This window comes from Methylobacterium sp., assembly GCF_028290105.1.
In the GTDB taxonomy this organism is placed as follows: domain Bacteria; phylum Pseudomonadota; class Alphaproteobacteria; order Rhizobiales; family Beijerinckiaceae; genus Methylobacterium.
This window is the reverse complement of the sequence record NZ_JAQGKL010000305.1, coordinates 1-21,469: the sequence shown is the minus strand read 5'-3', so window position 1 is coordinate 21,469 and position 21,469 is coordinate 1. Positions and strand designations below refer to the sequence as shown.

25 protein-coding genes and 1 pseudogene are annotated in these 21,469 nt (G+C 70.1%); 9 read left to right on the top strand and 17 right to left on the bottom strand.

The window, feature by feature from the left end; genetic code table 11:
• Positions 1-531 (top strand): DUF2059 domain-containing protein (locus tag JWQ05_RS20175; RefSeq protein WP_299662512.1); only part of this gene is annotated, 531 nt, incomplete at its 5' end.
• Between the two features lie 21 nt (positions 532-552).
• Here JWQ05_RS20175 and JWQ05_RS20170 read toward each other — a convergent pair.
• Together JWQ05_RS20170 and JWQ05_RS20165 are read right to left on the bottom strand one after the other, a co-directional pair.
• On the bottom strand, positions 553-1,926 hold the full coding sequence (locus JWQ05_RS20170; RefSeq protein WP_299662509.1) for a PleD family two-component system response regulator: 1,374 nt from the start codon (positions 1,924-1,926) through the stop codon (positions 553-555).
• A gap of 62 nt (positions 1,927-1,988) precedes the next feature.
• Entirely contained in the window at positions 1,989-2,369 is a 381-nt protein-coding gene (locus tag JWQ05_RS20165; protein WP_299662507.1) for a response regulator, read from the bottom strand.
• 74 nt (positions 2,370-2,443) lie between these two features.
• On the opposite strand from JWQ05_RS20165, the gene JWQ05_RS20160 reads away from it, so the two are divergent.
• The 3 genes from JWQ05_RS20160 (at position 2,444) to JWQ05_RS20150 (ending at position 4,758) form a co-directional block, all read left to right on the top strand.
• Positions 2,444-2,746 carry a DUF3572 domain-containing protein gene (locus tag JWQ05_RS20160; protein WP_299662505.1) on the top strand — a complete coding sequence of 101 codons (303 nt, stop codon included), beginning with the start codon at positions 2,444-2,446 and terminating at the stop codon, positions 2,744-2,746.
• Between the two features lie 106 nt (positions 2,747-2,852).
• A complete protein-coding gene (locus tag JWQ05_RS20155; protein ID WP_299662504.1) occupies positions 2,853-3,260 on the top strand; it encodes a DoxX family protein in 408 nt (135 codons plus the stop codon).
• 109 nt (positions 3,261-3,369) lie between these two features.
• Positions 3,370-4,758 (top strand): TAXI family TRAP transporter solute-binding subunit, encoded by a 1,389-nt coding sequence (locus JWQ05_RS20150; protein ID WP_299662501.1) that lies wholly within the window; start codon positions 3,370-3,372, stop codon positions 4,756-4,758.
• Here JWQ05_RS20150 and JWQ05_RS20145 read toward each other — a convergent pair.
• Positions 4,748-5,407 (bottom strand): methyltransferase, encoded by a 660-nt coding sequence (locus JWQ05_RS20145; protein WP_299662499.1) that lies wholly within the window; start codon positions 5,405-5,407, stop codon positions 4,748-4,750. The genes JWQ05_RS20150 and JWQ05_RS20145 overlap by 11 nt on opposite strands.
• Positions 5,404-6,018, bottom strand: coding sequence for a glycosyltransferase (locus tag JWQ05_RS20140; RefSeq protein WP_299662497.1), 615 nt, complete (start codon positions 6,016-6,018; stop codon positions 5,404-5,406). The genes JWQ05_RS20145 and JWQ05_RS20140 overlap by 4 nt, the downstream gene beginning before the upstream one ends.
• A 90-nt stretch (positions 6,019-6,108) precedes the next feature.
• Here JWQ05_RS20140 and JWQ05_RS20135 point away from each other — a divergent pair, with 90 nt between their 5' ends.
• From JWQ05_RS20135 to JWQ05_RS20130, 3 genes and pseudogenes are all read left to right on the top strand, one after another.
• Complete coding sequence (locus JWQ05_RS20135; protein ID WP_299662494.1) at positions 6,109-7,395, top strand: DNA topoisomerase IB; 1,287 nt, start codon at positions 6,109-6,111, stop codon at positions 7,393-7,395.
• Positions 7,286-7,531 (top strand): annotated as a pseudogene (locus tag JWQ05_RS20770) (hypothetical protein); the annotation flags it as partial. The gene JWQ05_RS20135 and the pseudogene JWQ05_RS20770, both read left to right, overlap by 110 nt.
• Positions 7,532-7,583: 52 nt before the next feature.
• Positions 7,584-8,993, top strand: coding sequence for a cytochrome ubiquinol oxidase subunit I (locus tag JWQ05_RS20130; protein ID WP_299662491.1), 1,410 nt, complete (start codon positions 7,584-7,586; stop codon positions 8,991-8,993).
• A gap of 36 nt (positions 8,994-9,029) precedes the next feature.
• On the opposite strand, the gene JWQ05_RS20125 is transcribed toward JWQ05_RS20130, so the two are convergent.
• From JWQ05_RS20125 to crcB, 9 genes are all read right to left on the bottom strand, one after another.
• Positions 9,030-9,722: a response regulator transcription factor gene (locus tag JWQ05_RS20125; protein ID WP_299662489.1), complete on the bottom strand. Its 693-nt coding sequence runs from the start codon at positions 9,720-9,722 to the stop codon at positions 9,030-9,032.
• A 253-nt stretch (positions 9,723-9,975) separates the two neighbouring features.
• Positions 9,976-10,872, bottom strand: coding sequence for a diguanylate cyclase (locus JWQ05_RS20120; protein WP_299662487.1), 897 nt, complete (start codon positions 10,870-10,872; stop codon positions 9,976-9,978).
• Between the two features lie 86 nt (positions 10,873-10,958).
• A complete protein-coding gene (locus tag JWQ05_RS20115; protein ID WP_299662484.1) occupies positions 10,959-11,438 on the bottom strand; it encodes a hypothetical protein in 480 nt (159 codons plus the stop codon).
• A gap of 205 nt (positions 11,439-11,643) precedes the next feature.
• Positions 11,644-11,898 carry a hypothetical protein gene (locus tag JWQ05_RS20110; RefSeq protein ID WP_366944622.1) on the bottom strand — a complete coding sequence of 85 codons (255 nt, stop codon included), beginning with the start codon at positions 11,896-11,898 and terminating at the stop codon, positions 11,644-11,646.
• Between the two features lie 163 nt (positions 11,899-12,061).
• Positions 12,062-12,220, bottom strand: a complete 159-nt coding sequence (locus tag JWQ05_RS20105) for a hypothetical protein (RefSeq protein WP_299662481.1) — start codon at positions 12,218-12,220, stop codon at positions 12,062-12,064.
• Positions 12,221-12,291: 71 nt separating this feature from the next.
• A complete protein-coding gene (locus JWQ05_RS20100) occupies positions 12,292-12,546 on the bottom strand; it encodes a hypothetical protein (protein ID WP_299662517.1) in 255 nt (84 codons plus the stop codon).
• 92 nt (positions 12,547-12,638) lie between these two features.
• On the bottom strand, positions 12,639-12,821 hold the full coding sequence (locus JWQ05_RS20095; RefSeq protein ID WP_299662478.1) for a hypothetical protein: 183 nt from the start codon (positions 12,819-12,821) through the stop codon (positions 12,639-12,641).
• 188 nt (positions 12,822-13,009) lie between these two features.
• The gene (locus JWQ05_RS20090) at positions 13,010-13,450 is read right to left on the bottom strand and encodes an EamA family transporter (protein WP_299662475.1); all 441 of its coding nucleotides are present in this window, start codon (positions 13,448-13,450) and stop codon (positions 13,010-13,012) included.
• A gap of 74 nt (positions 13,451-13,524) precedes the next feature.
• The gene (gene crcB, locus JWQ05_RS20085) at positions 13,525-13,893 is read right to left on the bottom strand and encodes a fluoride efflux transporter CrcB (RefSeq protein ID WP_299662472.1); all 369 of its coding nucleotides are present in this window, start codon (positions 13,891-13,893) and stop codon (positions 13,525-13,527) included.
• A 383-nt stretch (positions 13,894-14,276) separates the two neighbouring features.
• On the opposite strand from crcB, the gene JWQ05_RS20080 reads away from it, so the two are divergent.
• A complete protein-coding gene (locus JWQ05_RS20080) occupies positions 14,277-15,395 on the top strand; it encodes a tlde1 domain-containing protein (protein ID WP_299662469.1) in 1,119 nt (372 codons plus the stop codon).
• 268 nt (positions 15,396-15,663) lie between these two features.
• On the opposite strand, the gene JWQ05_RS20075 is transcribed toward JWQ05_RS20080, so the two are convergent.
• From JWQ05_RS20075 to JWQ05_RS20060, 4 genes are all read right to left on the bottom strand, one after another.
• The gene (locus JWQ05_RS20075) at positions 15,664-15,921 is read right to left on the bottom strand and encodes a hypothetical protein (RefSeq protein WP_299662515.1); all 258 of its coding nucleotides are present in this window, start codon (positions 15,919-15,921) and stop codon (positions 15,664-15,666) included.
• A gap of 202 nt (positions 15,922-16,123) precedes the next feature.
• Positions 16,124-18,376, bottom strand: a complete 2,253-nt coding sequence (locus JWQ05_RS20070; protein ID WP_299662466.1) for a xanthine dehydrogenase family protein molybdopterin-binding subunit — start codon at positions 18,374-18,376, stop codon at positions 16,124-16,126.
• Between the two features lie 11 nt (positions 18,377-18,387).
• Complete coding sequence (locus tag JWQ05_RS20065) at positions 18,388-19,401, bottom strand: xanthine dehydrogenase family protein subunit M (RefSeq protein ID WP_299662463.1); 1,014 nt, start codon at positions 19,399-19,401, stop codon at positions 18,388-18,390.
• On the bottom strand, positions 19,398-19,904 hold the full coding sequence (locus tag JWQ05_RS20060; protein ID WP_299662460.1) for a (2Fe-2S)-binding protein: 507 nt from the start codon (positions 19,902-19,904) through the stop codon (positions 19,398-19,400). The genes JWQ05_RS20065 and JWQ05_RS20060 overlap by 4 nt, the downstream gene beginning before the upstream one ends.
• Before the next feature lie 262 nt (positions 19,905-20,166).
• Between JWQ05_RS20060 and JWQ05_RS20055 the strand changes: the two genes are divergently transcribed.
• Positions 20,167-21,469, top strand: a 1,303-nt coding sequence (locus JWQ05_RS20055; protein ID WP_299662457.1) for a M20/M25/M40 family metallo-hydrolase, incomplete at its 3' end; no start/stop codon positions are given.

The following is a 21,469-nucleotide window of genomic DNA, read 5'->3' as shown; positions in this document are numbered from 1 at the left end:
GGGGCCGCCCTGGCGCAGGCGCCCGCGCAGAAGCCGCCGGCCGCCAAGCCCGGCGCGAAGCCCGCCGCCCCGGCGCCGGCCCCGAGCACTCCGGCCGCCCAGACGCCCGCCTACTCGGCGAGCCATCTCGCCGTCGCCCGGGAGGTCATGCTGAGCTCGGGCATCGCCCGCTCGTTCGATTCGATCATCCCCGCCTTCGGCGACCGCATCCGCCAGAACGCCGTGACCCGGCCGGAACTCGCCAAGGACCTCGACAGCGTCCTGGCCTCGCTGGAGCCTGAGCTGGAACTGCAGAAGCAGGCGATGATCGACGTCGCCTCGCGGATCTACGCCAGCCGCCTCACCGAGGCGGAGCTCAACGAGATCGCGGCCTTCTTCCGCTCGCCCGCCGGCAAGCGCTACGTCGAGACCCAGCCGCAGGTGCTCGACGACATCGTCGGCGCCATGCAGACCTGGACCCAGGACGTCTCGGAATACGTCATGGTCCGGGTGCGCGCCGAAATGGCCAAGAAGGGCCACCAGCTCCAGTAGGGCGGAATTCGCCGCGCGGCGTCAGGCGGCGGCGGCCTCGACGCGGTTGCGGCCGGTGCTCTTGGCCCGGTAGAGCGCCACGTCGGCGCGCTTGAGCATGTCGGCCGGGCCGGCGTCGTCCGCGCGGCGCCAGGCGACCCCGATGGACACCGTCACCGGAACCGTGCGGGTGTCGCGCTCGATGGTGAAGGGGACCGCCTCGATCCGCTCGCGGATGCGCTCGGCGATGCCGTAGGCGCCCTCCGCCTCGGCGTCGGGCAGGATGATGACGATCTCCTCGCCGCCGTAGCGCGCGACGATGTCGATGCCGCGCGTATGCGTGCGGATGCGCTCGGCGAAGGCCTTCAGCACCTCGTCGCCGGCCTCGTGGCCGTAGGTGTCGTTGATCGACTTGAACCGGTCGATGTCGAGCATCAGGGCCGCCACCGGACGGTCGCGCAGGGTGGCCTCGCTGAACATCGCCCCGAGGTGGCTGTCGAGATAGCGCCGGTTGTGCAGCCCCGTCAGGCCGTCGGTGATCGCGAGTTCCATCGAGGCCTGGACGGCGCCGCGCAGGGCGTCGGAGAAGCGGCGGCGGCGCACCTGCGTGCGCACCCGGGCCACGAGCTCGTTCCGGTCGACGGGCCGCATCAGGTAGTCGTGCACCCCGAAATCGAGGCCCCGGATCACCCGCGCCCGGTCGTGGGCCTCGGCGATCATCATCACCGGCATGGTCCGGGTGCGGTCGAGGGAGCGCAGCTGACTGCACAGGCGCAGGCCGTCGAAGCCCTCGAGGTCGAGGCTGACGAGGGCAAGGTCGAAATTGCCCTCGGTGGCCAGCACCAGGGCCCGGTGCGGGTCGGCCTCCACCGTGAGGGTGTGGTGCTGGCCGAGCGCCGTCGCGAGGCGGTCGGCGGAGCCGGGGCGGTCCTCCACGAGGAGGATCGAGGCGTCGAGGCCGGTCTCGGCGGCCGCGAGCGCGAGGGGGTCGCCCATCCCGAAATCGCGCGAGGCCATGGCGCGGGTGCGCAACTCGTCCGTCACCGCCTTGAGGCGCACGAGGCTGCGCACGCGGGTGAACAGGGCGGTGTCGTCGATGGGCTTGGTCAGGAAATCGTCGGCGCCCGCATCGAGGCCGCGCAGGCGGTCGGAGGGCTGGTCCAGGGCCGTGACCATCACAACCGGCAGGTGGGCGGTGTTCGGGTTGCTCTTGAGGCGGCGGCAGACCTCGAAGCCGTCCATGCCGGGCATCATCACGTCGAGGAGCACGAGGTCGCACAGGCCCTTCTCGCAGATCGCCAGGGCGTCGGGCCCGTTCATGGCGGCGAGCACGTCGAAATATTCCAGGGAGAGCTTGGTCTCCAGGAGCTTCACGTTCGGGAAGAGATCATCGACGATCAGGATGCGGGCCGACATCGTTCCTCGCGGGGGGGTCGTTCAAGCGGGTCGCCGGATGGCGGAATGTGCGAGGCGGGCCTTCAGGCGGGGCGGCTGTCGCCGAGATACTGGCGCACGGTGGCCAGGAACTTCGCCACCGAGATGGGCTTGGAGAGATAGGCCTCGCAGCCACCCTCGCGGATGCGTTCCTCGTCGCCCTTCATGGCGAAGGCGGTGATCGCGATGACCGGGATGCCCTTGAGGTCGTCGTCCTCCTTGAGCCACTTCGTGACCTCGAGGCCGGAGACCTCGGGCAGCTGGATGTCCATGAGGATGAGGTCGGGATGATGGGCGCGGGCGAGCTCGATCGCCTCGATGCCGTTGGCGGTCTTCAGGGTGGCGTAGCCGTGCCCCTCCAACAGGTCGTTGAAGAGCTTCATATTGAGCTCGTTGTCTTCGACGATGAGCACGGTCTTCTTCATGGCCCGTTGTTCCCGGTGCGTGGACGGCCCATTGTCGTTCGACGCATGCCCCGCGACGGAGAATTAGCGGATACATGTTGACGAAACGCAAATCCACGGGCGGAGACGACTCCGCCGAAGGCCTCGCCCTGGCCGCGCTCGCCTGGATGGCCACCGACGACGAGCGCCTGTTTCCCTTCCTCAACGCCACCGGCGTGACCCCGGACACCCTGCGGGCGAGCGCGCAGGACCCCGGCTTCCTGGCCGGCATCCTCGATCACATCATGGGTGACGAGGCGACGCTGCTCGCCTGCGCGGAGGCCCTCGACGTGAAGCCGGAGCGCATCGCCGCCGCCTGGCGCAAGCTCGGTCCGCCGGAATTCGACGACGGGATGTGAGGGACCGCACGGATATCCCCGCGCGATTGCAGGCGCGAGGCTCGCCCGCTTCGCTGCGGCGCGGTATGGCTCGACGGTAAGCACGACGCCTGGAGTCCGATCGCCCATGAATCTCGCTGCCCTCTCGACCACCTGGGCGCCGCGCCTTCTCAGCGTGCTGCGGATCATGGCGGGCCTGCTGTTCCTGGAGCACGGCACCCAGAAGCTCCTCGGGTTTCCCGCGCGCATGGGCGGCGGACCGATGCCCGACCTCCTCTCGCTGCCCGGCATCGCCGGCTCCCTCGAACTGGTGGGCGGCGCCCTGATCGTGCTCGGGCTCTTCACCCGGCCGGTGGCCTTCCTGCTCTCGGGCCAGATGGCCGTCGCCTACTTCCTGGCGCACGCCCCCAAGAGCCCGTTCCCGGCGCTCAACGGCGGCGACGCCGCGATCCTGTTCTGCTTCGTGTTCCTCTACTTCGCCGCGGCCGGCGCCGGCCCGTGGAGCCTCGACGCGCGGCGGCACGGCCGGATCTGAGATGCTTGGGGTTCCAGGGGCCCCGGGCACGGCCTGAGGAACCGCCCCCGGTGTCCGCGCGTACGGTCGCGACCGCCCAACCGAACGTTGCGGCCCGGAGACCGGACCGATGCCGACCCGACTGACCTGGCTCCTGCGCCGGGAGGCCCTCATCCTGGCGGCGGTCGCGATCCTGATCGCCGGCGCGGTGGCGGTCTGGTCCCTGCTCCAGGCCACGGTGCTGACCGTCGCGGTCGCGCCCCGCGACGGAACCGAGCCCGAGCTGATCAAGGCCTATGCCGACGCCCTGGAGGCCGGGTCCGAGGGCGTCCGCCTCAAGATCCTGCCCTTCGACGACGTGCGCGAGAGTGCGGCCGCCCTCCAGGACGGGCGCGCCGACCTCGCGGTGGTCCGGCCCGACGTGCTGTTGCCGACCAACGGGCTGACCCTCGCCATCCTGCGCGACCAGGCCATGGTGATCGCCTCGCCCGACCAGGCGGGCATCAAGAGCTTTCCCAAGCTCGCCGGCAAGCGGCTCGGCATCGCCGCGCACCGGACCGCCGACCTCTCGCTGCTGAAGAACCTACTGAGCTATTACGGCCTCACCCTGGAGACGGAGGCGACCGCCGGGATGCCGCGTGACCGCGCGGTGCATCTCGTGCGGGTGGAGCAGGAGGCGGTCGCCGCCGCCTTCCGCGAGAAGCGCATCGATGCGTTCGTCAGCATCATCGCGCCGTCCGCCCCGAAGGCCCTGGCGATGGTCGGCGCGGTGCGCTCGGTCGCCCGCACCGGCAAGGTCGAGTTCGTCGCCGTCGAGGACGACGGCGCCGTCATCGAGCGCTTCCCGAAGCTGCAATCGGTCACGGTGCCGGGGGGTTTGTTCGGGGGCGACCCGAAGCTGCCGTCCGACGACGTGAAGACCGTCGGCGCCTCCTACCGGCTGATGGCGCGGGCCAGCCTGAGCCGCGTGGTCGCGGCGGACGTGACCCAGCACCTGTTCGAGAAGCGGACCGCCGCCGCGCAGGTGACGGATGCCGCCGACTACATCCAGGCGCCGGCCTACGACACGACGGCGGCGGCCACCAGCGCGCGCATCCCGATCCATCCGGGGGCGATCGACTATTACGAGCGCGAGCAGCACGGCTTCGTCGACCGCTACGGCGACACGCTCTACCTCCTTGGCGCGCTCGGCGGTGGCCTCGTGTCGCTCCTGGCCTGGATCCGCCAGCGCCTGAGCGGCCTGCGCCGCGAGGGCATCGACGAGATCATCGACCGGCTCGTCGACGTGACCGGGCTCGCGCGCGCCGCGCGGACCACGGGCGAGATCGAGGCCCTGACCGTGGAGGTCGACGGGTTGGCCGCCGACATCGTCCGCTACGCCCGCACCCGCGAACCGGACGCGCGCGCCCTCTCGGCGGCGACCATCGCCATCGACACGGCGCGGGCGACCCTGTCGGACAGCCCGCGGCGTGACGCCGGCCCATCGCGCCCGGCCACGGCCCGCGCCGTCACGGGCTGAAGCGCCAGACGCTGCTGCGCTTGATCTCGGCATCCTCCAGCGACCGGCTCACCGGAACCGCGTAGGTGGCGAGTTCGGTCAGGCGGTCGCGCGGCAGGTAGGACCGGCCGGGATCGCCCAGCAGCACCGTGGCGCCGCCCGCGTGCAGGCCGACCAGCCAGTCGGTGACGCGGGCCGCGAGGTCGCGCTCGTAGAAGATGTCGGCGGCGAGCACCACGGCGCTGCCGGAATCCGACCCGATGAGGTCGCGCGACACGGCCGCGATCCGGTCGGCCACCCCGTTGGCCGCCGCGTTGAGGCCGATGGCGGGAATCGCGAACGGGTCGAGATCGCTCGCGGTGACATGGAGGGCGCCGGCCCTGGCCGCCGCGATGGCCACGAGGCCGGAGCCGGAAGCGAAATCGAGCACCCGGCGCCCGGCCACGATCTCCGGATGGTCGAGGATGTAGCGCGCGAGCGCCTGCCCCCCCGCCCAGGCGAAAGCCCAGAAGGGCGGCGGTAGGCCGATCGCCTCCAGCTCGTCCTCGGTCTTCTGCCACAGCTCGGTGGCCTCGTCGGCCACGTGCAGGACGATCTCGGGCGCGTGCGGCACCGGGCGCAAACGGGTGTTGGCCCGGATGAAGGCGAGCGGATCGGCGGACGCGCTCATGGGCGGGCGCCCTCGGCCGCGCACCCGGCGGAGAGTTCGGCATAGAGCGTCCCGGCGGCGGCCCCGAGCCCGTCCGGTCCGACGAGGGCGAGCCCCGTATCCGCCGGGTCGAGCCCGAGGGCGGCGGCATCGGCGGGGTTCTCGCAGAGGTAGCGTGTGGCGCGGGTGGCGAGCGGGCCCCGGATGGCGTGGCGCAGCGCGAGGCGCGACAGGCGCCCGGCGACGTCCGAGCGAGCGGCCAGCGCCGCGAGGTCGTCGGGCTGGTAGATCCGGGGGCCGATCCCCGACATCGCGGCGGCGGTGCCGCCCACCACGATGGCGCGCAGGCCGAGGCAGTGGATGAGGTCGGCCTCCAGCGCCTTGAGGATGCCGGCGAGTTGCCCCGCCTCGTAGCCCGCCGCCATCGGGTTGAGCCGCGAGGTCCCGAGCGCGAACGGCACCACGCGGGCGCCCGCCGCCTCGATCGCCCCGCGATGCGCGGCGACCTGCGTCACCACGGTCGCCGACAGCCCCAGGGCGCGGGCCGCCGCGACCAGGGGCAGGAAGCGCGCCGCGAAGGCCGCGTCGTCGGAGGCGAGGAGGACGAGGTGCCGGGGCTTGGGGTTATCCATCGGACCGGATGTAGCACCCCGCCCCCGGAACAGGCCATGGCGCGGGCCCGTTGACGGCGAACCAGAAACGGCAGGGACGAGGCATCCGCGATGGCGACGCAGCGCGACGAAGAGGGCACGGTCGCCGATCCGCGCGACGCCGCCGAGGAGGCGGGCCTGCGCTACGTCGACGACACCATGCCGGGGCTGACGCGCCACAAGCGCGGGACCGGGTTCGCCTACCGCGACGCCAAGGGCCAGCCGGTGCGGGACGAGGGCACCCTGGCGCGCATCCGGTCGCTCGCCATCCCGCCGGCCTATGCCGACGTCTGGATCTGCCGGCACGCCAACGGCCACATCCAGGCGACGGGGCGCGACGCCAAGGGGCGCAAGCAGTACCGCTACCACCCGGATTTCCGCGCGGCCCGCGACCTCACGAAGTTCGAGCACGTGATGGCCTTCGCCGACGCGCTGCCCGCCATCCGCGCACGGGTCGACGCCGACATGGGCAAGCGCGACCTGCCCCGCGAGAAGGTGCTGGCCACCGTGGTCCACCTCTTGGAGACCACGCTGATCCGGGTCGGCAACGACGATTACGCCCGCACCAACAAGAGCTTCGGCCTCACCACCCTGCGCGATCGGCACGCCAGCGTCGCGGGCTCGGAGCTGACCTTCCGCTTCAAGGGCAAGAGCGGCAAGACCTGGGACCTGGGCCTGAAGGACCGGCGCGTCGCCCGGATCGTCAAGGCCTGCCAGGACCTGCCTGGCCAGGAGCTGTTCCAGTACCGCGACGCCGACGGCGCGGTGCGCGACGTGACCTCGGCGGATGTGAACGCGTACTTACGCGAGATCACCGGCCAGGACATCACCGCCAAGGATTTCCGGACCTGGGCCGGGACGGTGCTGGCCGCCCTGGCGCTGCAGGAATTCGAGGCCTTCGACAGCGAGGCCAAGGCCAAGAAGAACCTGCGCGCCGCGATCGAGGGCGTCGCTGCGCGTCTCGGCAACACGCCCACCATCTGCCGCAAGTGCTACATCCACCCCCAGGTGCTCGACTGCTACCTGGAAGGCGCCCTCCTGCTTCAGATCAAGGACGCGGTGGAGGACGAGCTGCGCGCGGACCTGACCGCCCTCAAGCCCGAGGAGGCCGCCGTGCTCGGGCTGCTCCAGGCCCGCCTCGCCGAGGTGAAGGACGGCAAGGGCCGCGACCTCTCGGCGGGCGCCAAAAAGGTCGTCGAGGCGAAAGCCGGCACCTCGAAGGGCAAGACTTCGAAGGGCAAGATTTCGAAGGGCAAGATTTCGAAGGGCGAGACTTCGAAGAGCAAGACCTCGAAGAGCAAGACCTCGAAGGATCGGACCGCCCGTGCGTCCGCGCCCGAAGTGGGTCATGCGGTCTGAGCGGGACGACAGGGCCTCGCCGCAAGACATCGAGCCCCTTCCGGATCGCCCGTTCGGCCAAGTTCCTGCGAAAGCTGGGCTGCGACCCAATCGCAATCCGCGAACCCGATGCGGCTTCGGCGGCTTCACGCTATAGCTGTTCCAGGGTTTCCGGATTCCGGGGGCCTCACATCGCATGAGGGTCCGCCATGGAAGTCGACGCGCTGCTGCTCTCGCGCATCCAGTTCGGCTTCACGATGGCCTTCCACATCATCTTTCCCGCCTTCACCATCGGGCTGGCGAGCTTCCTCGCCCGGCTGGAGGCGCAGTGGCTCTGGACCGGCAACCCGATGTACCGGAACCTCTACCGGTTCTGGGTGAAGGTGTTCGCGGTCTCGTTCGGCCTCGGCGTCGTCTCCGGCATCGTGATGAGCTACCAGCTCGGCACCAACTGGTCGCGCTATTCCGACTTCACCGGCAACGTGCTCGGGCCGCTGATCCAGTACGAGGTCATCACCGCGTTCTTCCTGGAGGCGGGCTTCCTCGGGATCATGCTGTTCGGCTGGGACAGGGTCGGCGACCGGCTGCACTTCGTCTCGACCTGCATGGTGGCCATCGGCACGCTGATCTCTGCCTTCTGGATCCTCTCGGCCAATTCTTGGATGCAGACGCCCGCCGGCTTCACGGTGGAGAACGGAAGGGCCATCGCCACCGACTGGTGGAAGGTGATCTTCAACCCCTCCTTCCCGATCCGCTACGCGCACATGGTGCTGGGCTGCTTCCTCACCACCGCCTTCGCGGTGGCGGGCATGTCGGCCTGGATGATCCTGCGCGGCCGCAAGGAGCCCGCCGAGAAGGTCGCGGGCGCGCGGATCTCGCTCTCCATGGCCCTGTGGTTCGCGGTGATCTTCACGCCGATCCAGATCTTCGTCGGCGACAGTCACGGACTCGCCGTGCTCAAGCTGCAGCCCACCAAGCTCGCGGCGATCGAGGCGAACTGGGACCGGCAGGACAACATGCCCCTGCTGCTGTTTGCCATTCCCAACATGCAGGCAGAGAAGAACGACTTCGAGATCGGCATCCCGCGGCTGGGCAGCTTCATCCTCACCCATGACTTCTCGGGCGTGGTGCCGGGCCTGAAGGACGTGCCGCGCGACCAGCGCCCGCCGGTCTGGCCGGTGTTCTACGCGTTCCGCATCATGGTCGCCCTCGGCATGGCGATGCTGGGGTTGAGCCTGTGGAGCCTCTACCTGCGCTGGCGCGGCACTCTGTTCACGAACCGCTGGTTCCTCAACGCCGCGATGCTGATGACGCCCTCCGGCTTCGGCGCCGTCCTGTTCGGCTGGTTCACCGCCGAGATCGGGCGCCAGCCCTACATCGTCTACGGACAGCTGCGCACGGCGGACGCGCACTCGCCCCTGACGGTGGGCGCGGTGACGACCTCCCTCGTCGCCTTCATGATCGCCTATGCCTTCATCTTCGGGTTCGGCAGCTACTACCTCGCCAAGCTCCTGCGCAAAGGCCCCGAGCCCCTGGAGGAGGCCATGCGCGGCGGTGACCTGGGCCAGCAGCCCAAGCGCCCCCTCTCGGCGGTCAACGAGGGCCTGAAACCCGCCTGAGCGCTAAATTAGCGCGTCCGCACGGGCCGGCCCGGCTCAGAACCGGGCCAGCACTTCCTTGGCCGGGACGGCGCGGCCCGCGCGGGCGCGAAGCCCGGTCTCCTGCCGTACCCCCTCGGCGTCCACCACGGGTGCCAGCCCGAGCTGGCGCGCCAGGGCGACGAGATCCTTGAGGCGCCCCGTCTGGGTCTTGCGGCGCAGGTTGAGCCGGTGGGTCTCCACCGTGCGCACGCTGAGGTTCAGGCGGCGCGCGACCTCCTTGTTGCTGAAGCCGGCGCTGAGGAAGCGCAGGATCTCGGCCTCGCGGGCGGTCAGGCCTTCGGCGCCCGCGACCTTGGCGTCCTCCGAAGCGGGGGCCGAGGCCGGGCTCGCGGCGAGGCCCAGGATGGCGCTGCAGACCTCGCGCGGGGTGGCGCTGCGGGCGACGAACGCGTCGGCACCCGCCTGGACCAGGCGGCTCAGCAGGTCGGCGCGCAAGACCCCGAAGGCCACCAGGATGGTGAGGTCGGGCCGACGCTGCTTGAGCGTCGCGATCCGCGCGAGGGCCGCGGCATCGGCCTCCGGCTCGACGAACAGGAGGGCGACGCTGCGGTCCGGCGCGCCCTCGCCCCGCGACAGGTCCGCCTCGCTCACGGTCTGGAGCCGCGGCTCGTGTTCGAGCACCGCCCGAAAGGTCGGCTCGAGCCCGCAAGGCTCATCGATGATCAAGACTCCGACGGCCTGGTCCATGCCGCAACTCCCCGAAACTGTCCCGCCGCGATACACCGCGCCGTTCCCGAGGAGGATCAGATCAAGTTTCGTTCCAGGGCTTTAGCGATCAAGACTCTGGCTGGATTCGGCTCATCTGGGGCAAACCTCGATGACATGCCGCCAAGACTCGTCCGAATTTCGCTGGACTTGCCGCACTCCGAGATCATCTGCGTTCCGCAACGGTACAACGCGATTGCCGCGTTAACCCTCGATTGGGACAGGTGCCCGTGCCTCAGCCGGCGCGCGCCAGGACGAGGTCGGAGGCCGCGCTCACCACGCGGTTGCGGCCGGTGGTCTTGGCCTCGTAGAGGGCGATGTCGGCGCGCTTGAGCAGGCCCTCGACGGTGTCGCCCTCCACCCATTCGCTGACGCCGAAGCTACAGGTCAGGCGGATCGGCACGCGGCCGCCGCGAATCCGCAGGGCCTCCATCGCGTGGCGCAGGCGTGTGGCGATCCCCTCGGCATCGGTGCCGGAGCGGTGCGGCAGGACGATGCCGAACTCCTCGCCGCCCAGGCGCCCGACGAAGCCCTCGACGACGAGTTCGCGGCAGACGGCCTGGATGGCGGCGTCCCCGACATCGTGTCCGTACTCGTCGTTGATGCGCTTGAAGTGATCGATGTCGAGGAGGATCGCCGACATCCGGCCGTGATCGCCGACACGCTCGGCGGCGTCGCGGGACTTCTGCATGAAGGCGCGCCGGTTGAGGAGGCCGGTGAGGGAATCGGTCTCGGCGAGGCGGATCAGCTCGCTCTGCATCGTGGTGAGGCGCTCGGCGGCCCGAAGGCGGGCATGCAGCTCCTCCGGTCCCGGTGGCTTCTCGATGAAGTCGTCGGCGCCGCTGTCGAGGGCCTCGGCGAGGTTTCGCGCGTTGCGGGCGGACGACATCGTGATGACGTAGAGGGGGCGGTTGGCCTCGGCCAGGAGGCGCGCCGACCAGCACAGTTCCAGGCCTCCGAGGGGCCGGACTTCCAGGCTGGTGATCAGCACCCGGACCGAGGCGGTGTTCTCGACGTAGTCGAGCGCCTCGGACGAGTCCGTGAACGCGGTGACGGTGTGGCCGTTGGGCTCGAGCAACGCTGCGATCATCTTGAGGACGACACGACTGGTGTCGACGAGAACGATATGCATGGCGCCGCCCGACCATTGTCAATTTGGTTCGGGAGAAACTGGCACGAACAGATTAAGGGGGTCTCAAGATCGCGGCGGGGCTGCCCTCAGCGCAGGTTCGCCTGATGCTGGGGCACCGCGACCGTGACCACGCGGGCACCGCCCGCCTGTCCGGTGACCGCCGGCGCCATCCGCGCCTCGGGGACACGCGACCAGCGGCCCTCGCGCGCGCGCGACAGGATGCGGGGACGGGCCTGGCGCGGCACCCGCGCCGCCTCGCTGCGGGGCGCCTCGATGACGTAGACCGTCGGCGTGCCCACCGGGGCGCTGCGGATCCCTGAGATCGTGGGGACGCCGTACGTGCCGTAGCCCCAGGCGCTCGGAACCAGTTCGGTCGGCCGGGGCACGCGGGTGAGCGGGGCACCGATGTATTCGCCGTGGATCAGGGGACCGGCGTAGCTGTCCGCGTAGCCGTAGGACACGAGAGGCTCCAGGGGCTGGGCTTGCGCGGCCCCCGCGAGGCCGGCGGCGAGCACGGCGCCGAGCAGGCTGAGGGTGCGAAACGGTCCTGTCGGTGGCGAGGCCATGCGATGCTGAACTCCTGCCGGGGTCGGTCCTGAATGAACCGAGCCGCCCTCCCGTCGTTCCAGAAATCGGCGCCGGTTCCAGTGTCGAAGACTGCTTAGGGGCCTGCCGGACGGCGCTCCGCCTGGCGTCGAGCTGCTGTCCCACGAAAAACCCCGCCTCGCGGCGGGGTCGGTCGTGCTCGTCAGATGACTTCGGTTTTCCGGATCAGCGGCAGGTGGTGACCCGGCGCACGATCCAGCCCTCGCCCTCGACCCAGAGCCGGCGGCGCGAGCGGCTGCAATTGGCCGCGTCGTCCTCGGACTCGGTCACGGCGGCCACAGGGGTGATGGCCGGGGTCGCGCTGGAGACCTTGCTCGGGGACTGGTCGGCGGCGGGAGCCGCCATGGCGCCGCCGAGACCGGCGCCGATCAGGAGGAAAGCGCCCGCGAGTGCGGACGCGGACAGACGATGCGCCATCATGGAAAAATCTCGCTCGCACCTCCGTCGCCGGACGTGCCCTCAACGTGTCTGGATTGCGCAACGGCGGGCGTTGCTGCTTGGACAGTTAAGTCGCGAGTGAGCCAAAGGGTTGCAGTCAAGGGGGCCGCGACATCAATAAACCTCGATCGCCGCGGGCGAGGCTTCAGGGCGTCGCCGTCACGCTCAACATCGGCAGCGTCACGGCGATCTGCGTCACCGCGATCCGGGGCGGCGCGCGCTCGGACAAGACGAACGCGCCGAGCCCGAGAACGAGGCTGAACGCGAGCAGCGACGTCTCGATACCGCGATAGAACCGGTCCATCCCATACCCTCCGATCGATGCGGGCATGATCGACCGGAGCGTGTGAGGAAATCGTAAGCGGCCGGACGCTTTCAGGCGCGGCCGAGGGCGACCATCCGGGCGAGATCGGGCTCGGGCGGCTGCAGCAGGGCTGCGGCGAGGTTGGCCTCCAGCACGATGAGGTCGCAATCCGGGTCCGGCTCCCAGCCGCAGCGGCAGCCGTTCGGCCCCTCATGCGCCTGGGCCACCTGCCGGTAGAGCGCGCCGACCACGCGGGCCGCCACCTCAAGGGCCGACATGGCCGGCAGAGGCGCCCGGTTCAGGCTCTGCCAGAAGGCCCGGCGCAGGGCCTCGTCGAGAAGTCCCTCGGGGGAGCCGTCCTCGGCACAGGCGGGCGCCGCCTGCGCCGGGGACGCGTCCGCCCGGCCGTCGCGGGCACTCACGCGCGCACTCCCAGGCGCTCGCGCCAATGGGCCGGCACGAGGCCCGGCTCCGCCTCCGGGACGCTCGCGAGGGCATCGATGAAATCCGTGAGCCGGTGCAGGCGCAGGTCGAGGGAGGACCCGTCCCACCAGGCGATCCGCGCGCAGCCGCGCACCCAGTCCAGCGTGCGTTCCATCATCCCGGTCTCCTCGTGTCGCCCGACCTCATAGGGAGAGTGTTTGAAAGCTTATCCCGTCCTTGGCAAGCAATTCACGAAACATTGGAACAGATGTAATTTTGGAAGTCGCCAGATTTCGACAGTCCTGGATTTGGAAAAATTCCAGTTTTGGCGAAAAACATAAGGTGACGGATCGCGTTGGCCGCAGCTCAGCCCCGATAGGCCACCAGCACGGCGCCCGCCGCGATCAGGGCGACGCCGATCCAGTTCGGGAGGGTCAGGGTTTCGCCGAGCAGCGTCACGCCGAGAATCGCCACGAGGACGACGCTGAGCTTGTCGAGCGGCGCCACCCGCGCGGCGTCGCCGAGGGCCAGCGCCCGGAAGTAGCAGAGCCAGGAAGCTCCGGTCGCAAGGCCCGAGGCGACGAGGAAGCCGGTGCTGCGCGCGGACAGCGTTCCGAGGCCGGGCGCCTGCCCCGAGGCGAACAGGATCGCGCCGGTCAGGGCGAGGATCACGACGGTGCGCACGAAGGTCGCCACATCGGGGTTCACGCCGGTGACCCCCACCTTGGCGAGGATCGCCGTGAGGGCGGCGAAGCCCGCCGAGAGCAGCGCCCAGAAGCGCCAGGATTGCAGCAGGGTACCCAGCATCGCGTCGAACTCTCCCTGAGAGCCTTCTCTTTACGCGCCCCGGCATCAGCGCGCTGGAAGAATACGACCGCGCGTCACAGCACCATGCGCATCAGCATCAGGCCGAGGAGCAGGCCGGCGAGACCCAGCACCACCGAGCCGAGGATGTAGATCATCGCCGCGGCGGCCTCGCCGCGCTCCAGCAGGAGAATACCCTCCAGGGCATAGGACGAGAAGGTGGTGAAGCCGCCGAGCACGCCGGTGGCGAGGAACAGCCGCAGGGGCTGGCTGCCGCCCCGCATGGCGAACCAGCCGGCGAGCACGCCCATTAGGATCGACCCGAGGATGTTGATGCCCATGGTGCCGTAGGGAAACGTCCAGCCGTAGCGGAGGGCGACGAGCCCGACGGCGTGCCGGGCCATGCCGCCGAGCCCTGCCCCCAGGAAGACGATGAGGAATCCCATCCCGGTACGATCTCCCTGTCTGTCGATGCCCACCCGCGCTCTCCGGCCAGGATAGGGCGGATGCCGGTCCGGCGCCCCGTGCCGAGGGGGCTTACCCCCGAGCTTCACAGGGGATCGGTCGAATTTTATGGACTTTCGGCGCCCGCAACCCGCTCGCGCATGGGCTCCGAACCGTGTGTTTCACGGACAACCCTCCTGTTTTTCGAAAAGATGCGTCGCGGTTTAGGCCCGATTAACCAAGCTCGGGCTGAATAGGGGAAGTTAAGGTTGACGTTCTCTCAACAGGCATCTTCCGCCGCCCGGGTCTGCGCTTAACCTTTTCTTGAGGTCTGCGCGACCGGGACGGTGCCCGAGCGGGAACCGCGTATCCGAGTACCGCCCGCATGACCGATGCCGTGTTCCTGTCCGGCCGCCGCCTGCACCGCCGTCGCCGGCCGCGCGGACGGGTGCTGCTCCAGACCTCCGCCGTCGCCCTCCTCTGCGCCGTCTTCCCGCGCCTGACCGCGCCGGAGGGGCCCGTCCCCGCCGGGCCGTTCAGCGCCGGACAGACAATGGCCGCGCCGAGCCCCCATGCTGCGCCGAGCGCCCTTGCCTGGATGCTCGATCCGAACCCGACCTTCCCCACTGCGACCTTCGGCGCCGCCACGCGCGGGTTCCGGCAGGCGGCGCCGCTCACCGCCGCACTGGTGCCGGCCGCGACCCCGCCAGTGGCGATGGCGCTCGCCGCGCCGCGCACCCCGCGCGTGGCCGCCCCGGCGCCGGAGCGGATCGCCCAGATCGTCCCCCTGCCGGTCCCCCGCCCCGTCGGCCTCGTGGCGGAGGCCGAGCCGCAGCGCCTGACGCCCCGCGCGACGCCGGTCCTGCGCGCGCTGGCCGTGCGTCGCACCCAGACGGCGCGGGTCGCGGCCGATGCGGAGGCCGAGCGCTCGTTCTTCGATACGGTCTTCGGCACGCGTTCCGAGCCGGAGCCGCAGGCGCCCGCCGCCCGCACCACCCTCGCCTACGCGGCGGTCGATCCGAGCCTCGATCCGGGACCGCGCCGGGCCCTGGAGCGCAATCCGGCGGTGAGCGCCGGCACGGCCGTCTACGACATCACCGCGCGCACCGTGACGCTGCCGAGCGGCGAGCGCCTGGAGGCGCATTCCGGGCTGGGCGAGAGCATGGACAACCCGCGCCACGTCCACCGCCGGATGCGCGGCTCGACGCCGCCCGGCACGTACGACCTCACCGAGCGCGAGGCCCTGTTCCACGGCGTGCGGGCGATCCGGCTCAGCCCCGTGGGCGGCAGCGCGGCGATCCATGGCCGCGACGGCATCCTGGCGCATACCTACATGCTGGGGCCGAGCGGCGCCTCGAACGGCTGCGTCTCGTTCCGCGACTACAACCGCTTCCTGCAGGCGTACCTGCGCGGGGACATCCGGCGCCTGGTGGTGGTGGCCGGGCACGGGGGGGATGCGGGACCGACCTTCGCCGAGCGCCTGTTCGGCCGCGCCACGCGCTGAGACGCCAAAAGCGGGGCACGCGACCCCGCTTCGCAGACACTTGCCAGTCCCTTGGCAATCTCCCTTGGCAAACCCTTGCCGTCGCCGCCCTCGCGGCGGCGTGCCGGACCCTACAGGTTGATGATCGCCTGGGCCGATCCGAGGATCGTGAAGACCATTCCACCGGCGAAAGCGCCGATCATCGCGTAGGTGAAGCCCTTGAGCAGCATGGTGTCTGTTCCCTGATGTGGTTCGGAGCGGATGCGGTCGAGGCCGGACGCGTCCCGGATCAGCAGCGGGTTCCGCCGGAGGTCTGGCCGTACTGCATCACGGGGCGGGTCTGCTGGTTGGCATTGCCCTCGGAGGCCGAGCTCGGCGCGCAGAAGCGGTCGGTTCGGCCCGTCTCGCCGGGGATCGAGCCCGTGACGTCGACGTCGTAGCGGGCGGCCGGGGCGACGCGGCGGTCGGGGCCATACGCCATGGCGGACGAGGGCGGGGCGGCACCCAGGACGAGGGCGGCGGCAAGGACGGCGATACGGCTCTTGATCATGAGATTGTGGGTTCCTAGTCCAGAACAGACCGACTTTCCGGTCCGCTTCTCTGTCTGAACCCAATATAGGCCACCGCTTCCAGCCTGGACGTGTCGCCACGCACGCGTCCTGACGGATTAAAGGGCGCGATCCACCTTATGAAAAAGCCGCGCACCCGAAGGCACGCGGCGATCTATAGTCAAGGCCTCGGCAGCTAGGTCAGCCGATGATCTTGTCGATGGTGATCGGAAGGTCGCGGATGCGCTTGCCGGTGGCGTGGAACACGGCGTTGGCCACCGCCGCCGCGGTGCCGACGATGCCGATCTCGCCGAGGCCCTTCACGCCCATCGGGTTGGCCTTGTCCTCCTCCTCGACGAAGATCACCTCGATGTCGTGGATGTCGGCATTCACCGGCACGTGGTACTCGCCGAGATTGTGGTTCATGAACCGGCCGATGGTGTGGTCGAGCATGGATTCCTCCTCCAGCGCCGAGCCGATCCCCATCACGACGCCGCCGAGGATCTGGCTGCGCGCCGTCTTGGTGTTGAGGATCTTGCCCGCCGCGATGGCCGAGACGATGCGGGTGACGCGCACCACGCCGAGGTCCTCGTCGACCTTCACCTCCGCGAAGATCGCCGAGTGGGTGTAGCCGGCGAAATCCTGGGAGTGGTTGGAATCGGGGCCCGCCGAACCGACGGCCTCGATCTTGTCCATCCCGCCCTTCCGCATCACCTCGGAGATGGCGATGCTGCGGCTGGGATCGCCCGCCACCGCGATGCGCCCGTCCTTGAAGACCGCGCGCTCGAAATCGACGTTGGCGAGGGGTGACTCGTCGAGGCCGCGGGCCAGGGTGAAGACCTGGGCGGCGATCTCGCGGCACGCCTTCATCACCGCCGTCCCCGAGGAGGCCGCCGTCCAGGAGCCGCCCGCGATCGGCGCATCGGCGAGCTTGGAATCGCCGAGCTTCGTGGTGACGTCCTCGAATCTGAGGCCGAGGGCATCCGCCGCGATCTGCGTCAGGATGGTGTAGGTGCCGGTGCCGAGGTCGCCCGTCTGGTTGCCCACCACCAGCTTGCCGTCGTCGGTCAGCGTCGCCTGGGCGCTCGATTGCTGCATCAGCGCTTCCCAGATGCCGGTCGCCATGCCCCAGCCGACGAGTTCGCGCCCGTCCCGCATGGAGCGCGGCTCGGGGTTGCGGCCCGACCAGCCGAAGCGCTCGGCGCCCTGCGCGTAGGCCGCGCGGAGCGACTTCGAGCTGAACGGCTTGTCCTGCGTCAGGTCCTTCTCGGCGTAGTTCTTGAGGCGCAGGTCGATCGGGTCCTGCCCGGTGGCGTGGGCGAGCTCGTCCATCGCGATCTCGAGGGCGAAGACGCCCGTGACCGCGCCGGGGGCGCGCATGTCGGCCGGCGTGTAGGTGTCGATCTTGGCCAGACGATAATCGAAGGACGCGTTCGGGCAATCGTAGAGGATGCCCGACCAGTTCACGACGACCTCCTGGTAATCCTCGAACTGCGAGGTGCCCGAGAGGGCCTCGTGGCGCACGGACTTCAGCTCCCCGTCCGCGCCGGCGCCGAGGGCGACGGTCTGGTAGACGTCGGGGCGGTACCCGAAGGTGAACATCTGGTCGCGGGTCAGCACCACGCGCACGGAGCGCTCGAGTTCGCGCGCGGCCATCACGGCGAGGAAGAGCTGGTATTGCGGACGCAGGCCGGAGCCGAAGCCGCCGCCGAGATAGGGGCTGAGGACGTGGACGTCCTCCTTCTTCATCCCGAACACGCCGGTGATGTAGCCGAGGCTGTTCGAGACGCCCTGGATCTTGTCGTAGACGGTGATCTTGCCGTCGCCCTCCCAGACCACGGTCGAGGCGTGCGGCTCCATCGGGTTATGGTGCTCCACCGCCATATGGTAGCGGTTCGTGAGCTGGACGGGCGCCGATCGGTAGGCGCCCTCCGCATCGCCCCAGGGCTCCGGCGGCGGCTTGATGCCCGAGCGCTTCTTCGGCGGGACGTAGGCCGCGTCGTCGCGTGTCTTCAGGTCGGTGACCGGGGTCTCGGCCTCGTAGGTCAGCCGCACCAGGGAGGCGGCGTGGCGCGCGGTGTCGAAGTCCTGCGCCACCACCAGGGCCACCGGCTGACCGCTGTAATGGACCCTGTCGTCGTAGAGCGGGCGGAAGGGCGAGCCGGGGGGCGCGACCTGGTCCTGGTAATTGTAGTCGAGCCACGCCGTGCGCGGCCGGTTCTCGTGGGTAAAAACCTTGAGGACGCCGGCCACGGCCTCGGCGGCGGTCGTGTCGATGGACAGGATGCGCCCGCGCGCGATGCCGCTCGACACGACGTAGCCGTGGGTCAGGTCGGGGGCGGCGAACTCGCCCGCGTATTTCGCCTGGCCCGTGACCTTGGCGGGGCCGTCGACCCGGCTCTGCGCCGTGCCCACATAGGTGTCGGTGCCGGAAAGGCTGATGGTGCTGGCCATGGAGGTTTCCTTCAGGCGATGCGCTTGTCGGACTGCGACTGGGGCGTGCCGGCCGCCGCCTGGGCGAGGCCGCGAATGAGCGCACGCCGCGCGAGTTCGATCTTGAACGCGTTCTCGGATTGGGGTTGGGCCTGGGCCACCACGATGTCGGCGGCGGCCGCGAAGGTTTCCTGCGTCGCCGGCTTGCCCGCGAGGAAGGCTTCCGCTTCCGCGTTACGCCAGGGCTTGTGGGCGACGCCGCCGAGCGCGAAGCGCGCGGTCTGGATCGTGTCGCCGTCGAGCCGCATCACGGCGGCCACCGAGACCAGCGCGAAGGCGTAGGAAAGCCGGTCGCGCAGCTTCAGGTAGGTGTGATGGGCGCCGAAATCCTCGTCCGGCAGGTCGACCGAGAGCACGATCTCGTCGGGGGCGAGGTTGGTGTCCCGCTCCGGCGTCTCGTCGGGCAGGCGGTGGAACGCGGCGAAGGGAATCGTGCGCTCGCCCCCCGGCCCCGCGACGCGCACCGTCGCTTCGAGAGCGGCCAAGGCCACGCACATGTCGGAGGGATGGGTGGCGATGCAGGCCGGGCTCGCGCCCAGGATCGCGTGGATGCGGTTGACCCCGCCGATGGCCGAGCAGCCGGAGCCGGGCTCGCGCTTGTTGCAGGGCGTGGCGTCGTCGTAGAAATAGTAGCAGCGGGTCCGCTGCAGGAGGTTGCCGCCGGTGGTGGCGGCGTTGCGAAGCTGCCCCGAGGCGCCGGCCAGGATCGCGCTGGCGAGCAGCGGATAGCGGGCGTTCACCTGGCTGTCGTAGGCCACCGTGGAATTGGTCACCAGGGCGCCGAGGCTGAGGCCGCCGTCGCGCTCCTCGATGCGGTCGAGGGGCAGGCGGGTGATGTCGACGAGGCGCTCGGGCCGCTCGACATTGTACTTCATCAGGTCGACGAGGTTGGTGCCGCCGGCGATGAAGCGGGCATTGGCGCCGGACGCGACGGCGCGGACCGCCTCATCCACGGTGGTCGGGCGGACGTAATCGAAGCGGTTCATCGGGCGGCTCCGGCGTGCATCACGTCCTCGATGGCATCGACGATGTTGGTGTAGGCGCCGCAGCGGCAGATGTTGCCGCTCATCGCCTCGCGGATCTCGTCGCGGGAATGGGCGTGGCCCTCCGCCATCATGCCCACCGCAGAACAGAGCTGACCGGGCGTGCAGTAGCCGCACTGGAAGGCGTCGCGCTCCACGAAGGCGGCCTGGAGCGGGTGCAACCCTTCGGCGCTCGCCAGTCCCTCCACGGTGGTGATGCTGGCCCCGTCCTTCATCACCGCCAGCGTCAGGCAGGAATTGATCCGCGTGCCGTTGACCAGCACGGTGCAGGCGCCGCACTGGCCGTGGTCGCAGCCCTTCTTGGTGCCGGTGAGGTCGAGATCCTCGCGCAGCAGGTCGAGGAGCGTGGTCCAGGGCGCGACCTGCAGGCTCCGGGTCTCGCCATTGATGGTCAGGCTGATGCCGATGGTGTTCGCCGCCTGGGGCGAACCACTTTCGATGAGCATGGCGGTATCCGTGGCTTTCCGGGTCGCGACGGGCGCGACGCCGCTGGATTTCGAGAACGTCCGCAGGCGCCGTCGCGGGGAAAAACCATCCGCCCCGGGCCGGTCCACTCGATAACAATTCCAAAAAGCCGGTGTTCCCGCCAGCCGTGCGGGCGTCGGGGCCGCGCGCGTTTTCGAATGACGCGGGCGAGGCCGGGTTTGCGCGGCCGGGGTCGCTTGCGCTAACCCGGTGGCGCCCGATGCCGACGCTCAAGGACGCCCGATGACCGCGCTCGCCCCCGTTCTCAACGACATCGACCGCGACCTCGACAACGCCCTGGAGCGGCTCTTCGCGTTCCTGCGCATCCCCTCGATCTCCACCGATCCGGCCTACGCGCCCCAGTGCCGGGTGGCGGCGGAGTGGCTGGAGGGCACGCTGACGGCGCTCGGCTTCGAGACGGCCATCCACGAGACCTCCCTGCACCCGGTGGTGCTGGCCCACGCCCCGAAGCCGGGCGCGCCGCACGTGCTGTTCTACGGCCATTACGACGTGCAGCCGGTGGACCCGGAAAACCTCTGGGAGACGCCGCCCTTCGCGCCGCGCCTCGCCACCAACGCCAGGGGCGAGCAGATCATCGTCGGGCGCGGCGCCTCGGACGACAAGGGTCAGGTGATGACCTTCGTCGAGGCCTGCCGGGCGCATCTGGCGATGGCGGGCGAGCTTCCCTGCGGCGTCACCATCCTGATCGAGGGCGCCGAGGAGAACGGCTCGCAGGGCCTGCCCGAATGGGTGGCGGCGAACCGCGAAAAACTCGCCGCCGACATCGTCCTCGTCTGCGACACCAGCATGTGGAATCCGACGACCCCGGCCATCACCACATCCCTGCGGGGCCTCGCCTATTTCGAGGTCAAGGTGACCTGCGCCGACCGCGACCTGCATTCGGGCTTCTTCGGGGGGGCCGCGCGCAACCCCATCCACGTGCTGTCGAAGATCATCGCCGACCTGCACGATTCCGACGGACGCGTCGCCCTGCCGGGCTTCTACGAGGGCGTGCGCGAGACGCCCCCGGCCGTCCTCGATCAGTGGAAGGGCCTCGACTTCACGGCGGAGAAGTTTCTCGGACCGATCGGCCTGAACGAGCCGGCCGGCGAGCGCGGCCGCATGCTCATCGAGCTGATCCAGTCGCGCCCGGCCTGCGACGTCAACGGCATCATCGGCGGCTATACGGGCGAGGGCACCAAGACGGTGATCGCCGGCCAGGCCAGCGCCAAGGTCTCGTTCCGCCTCGTCGACGACCAGGACCCGGAGGTGCTGGCCACCACCTTCGAGGCCTTCGTGCGCGAGCGCATCCCGGCGGACTGCTCGGTGGAGGTGGTCTGCTACAAGGGCAGCCGCGCGATCTCACTGCCCTTCGACATGCCGCAGTTGGACACTGCCAAGGCGGCGCTGGCCGAGGAGTGGGGCGTGCCCCCCGTCACCATCGGCGCGGGAGGATCGATCCCGATCGTGGGCGATTTCAAGCGCCTGCTCGACCGCAACACGCTCCTCATCGGCTTCGGCCTCGACGACGACCGCATCCACTCGC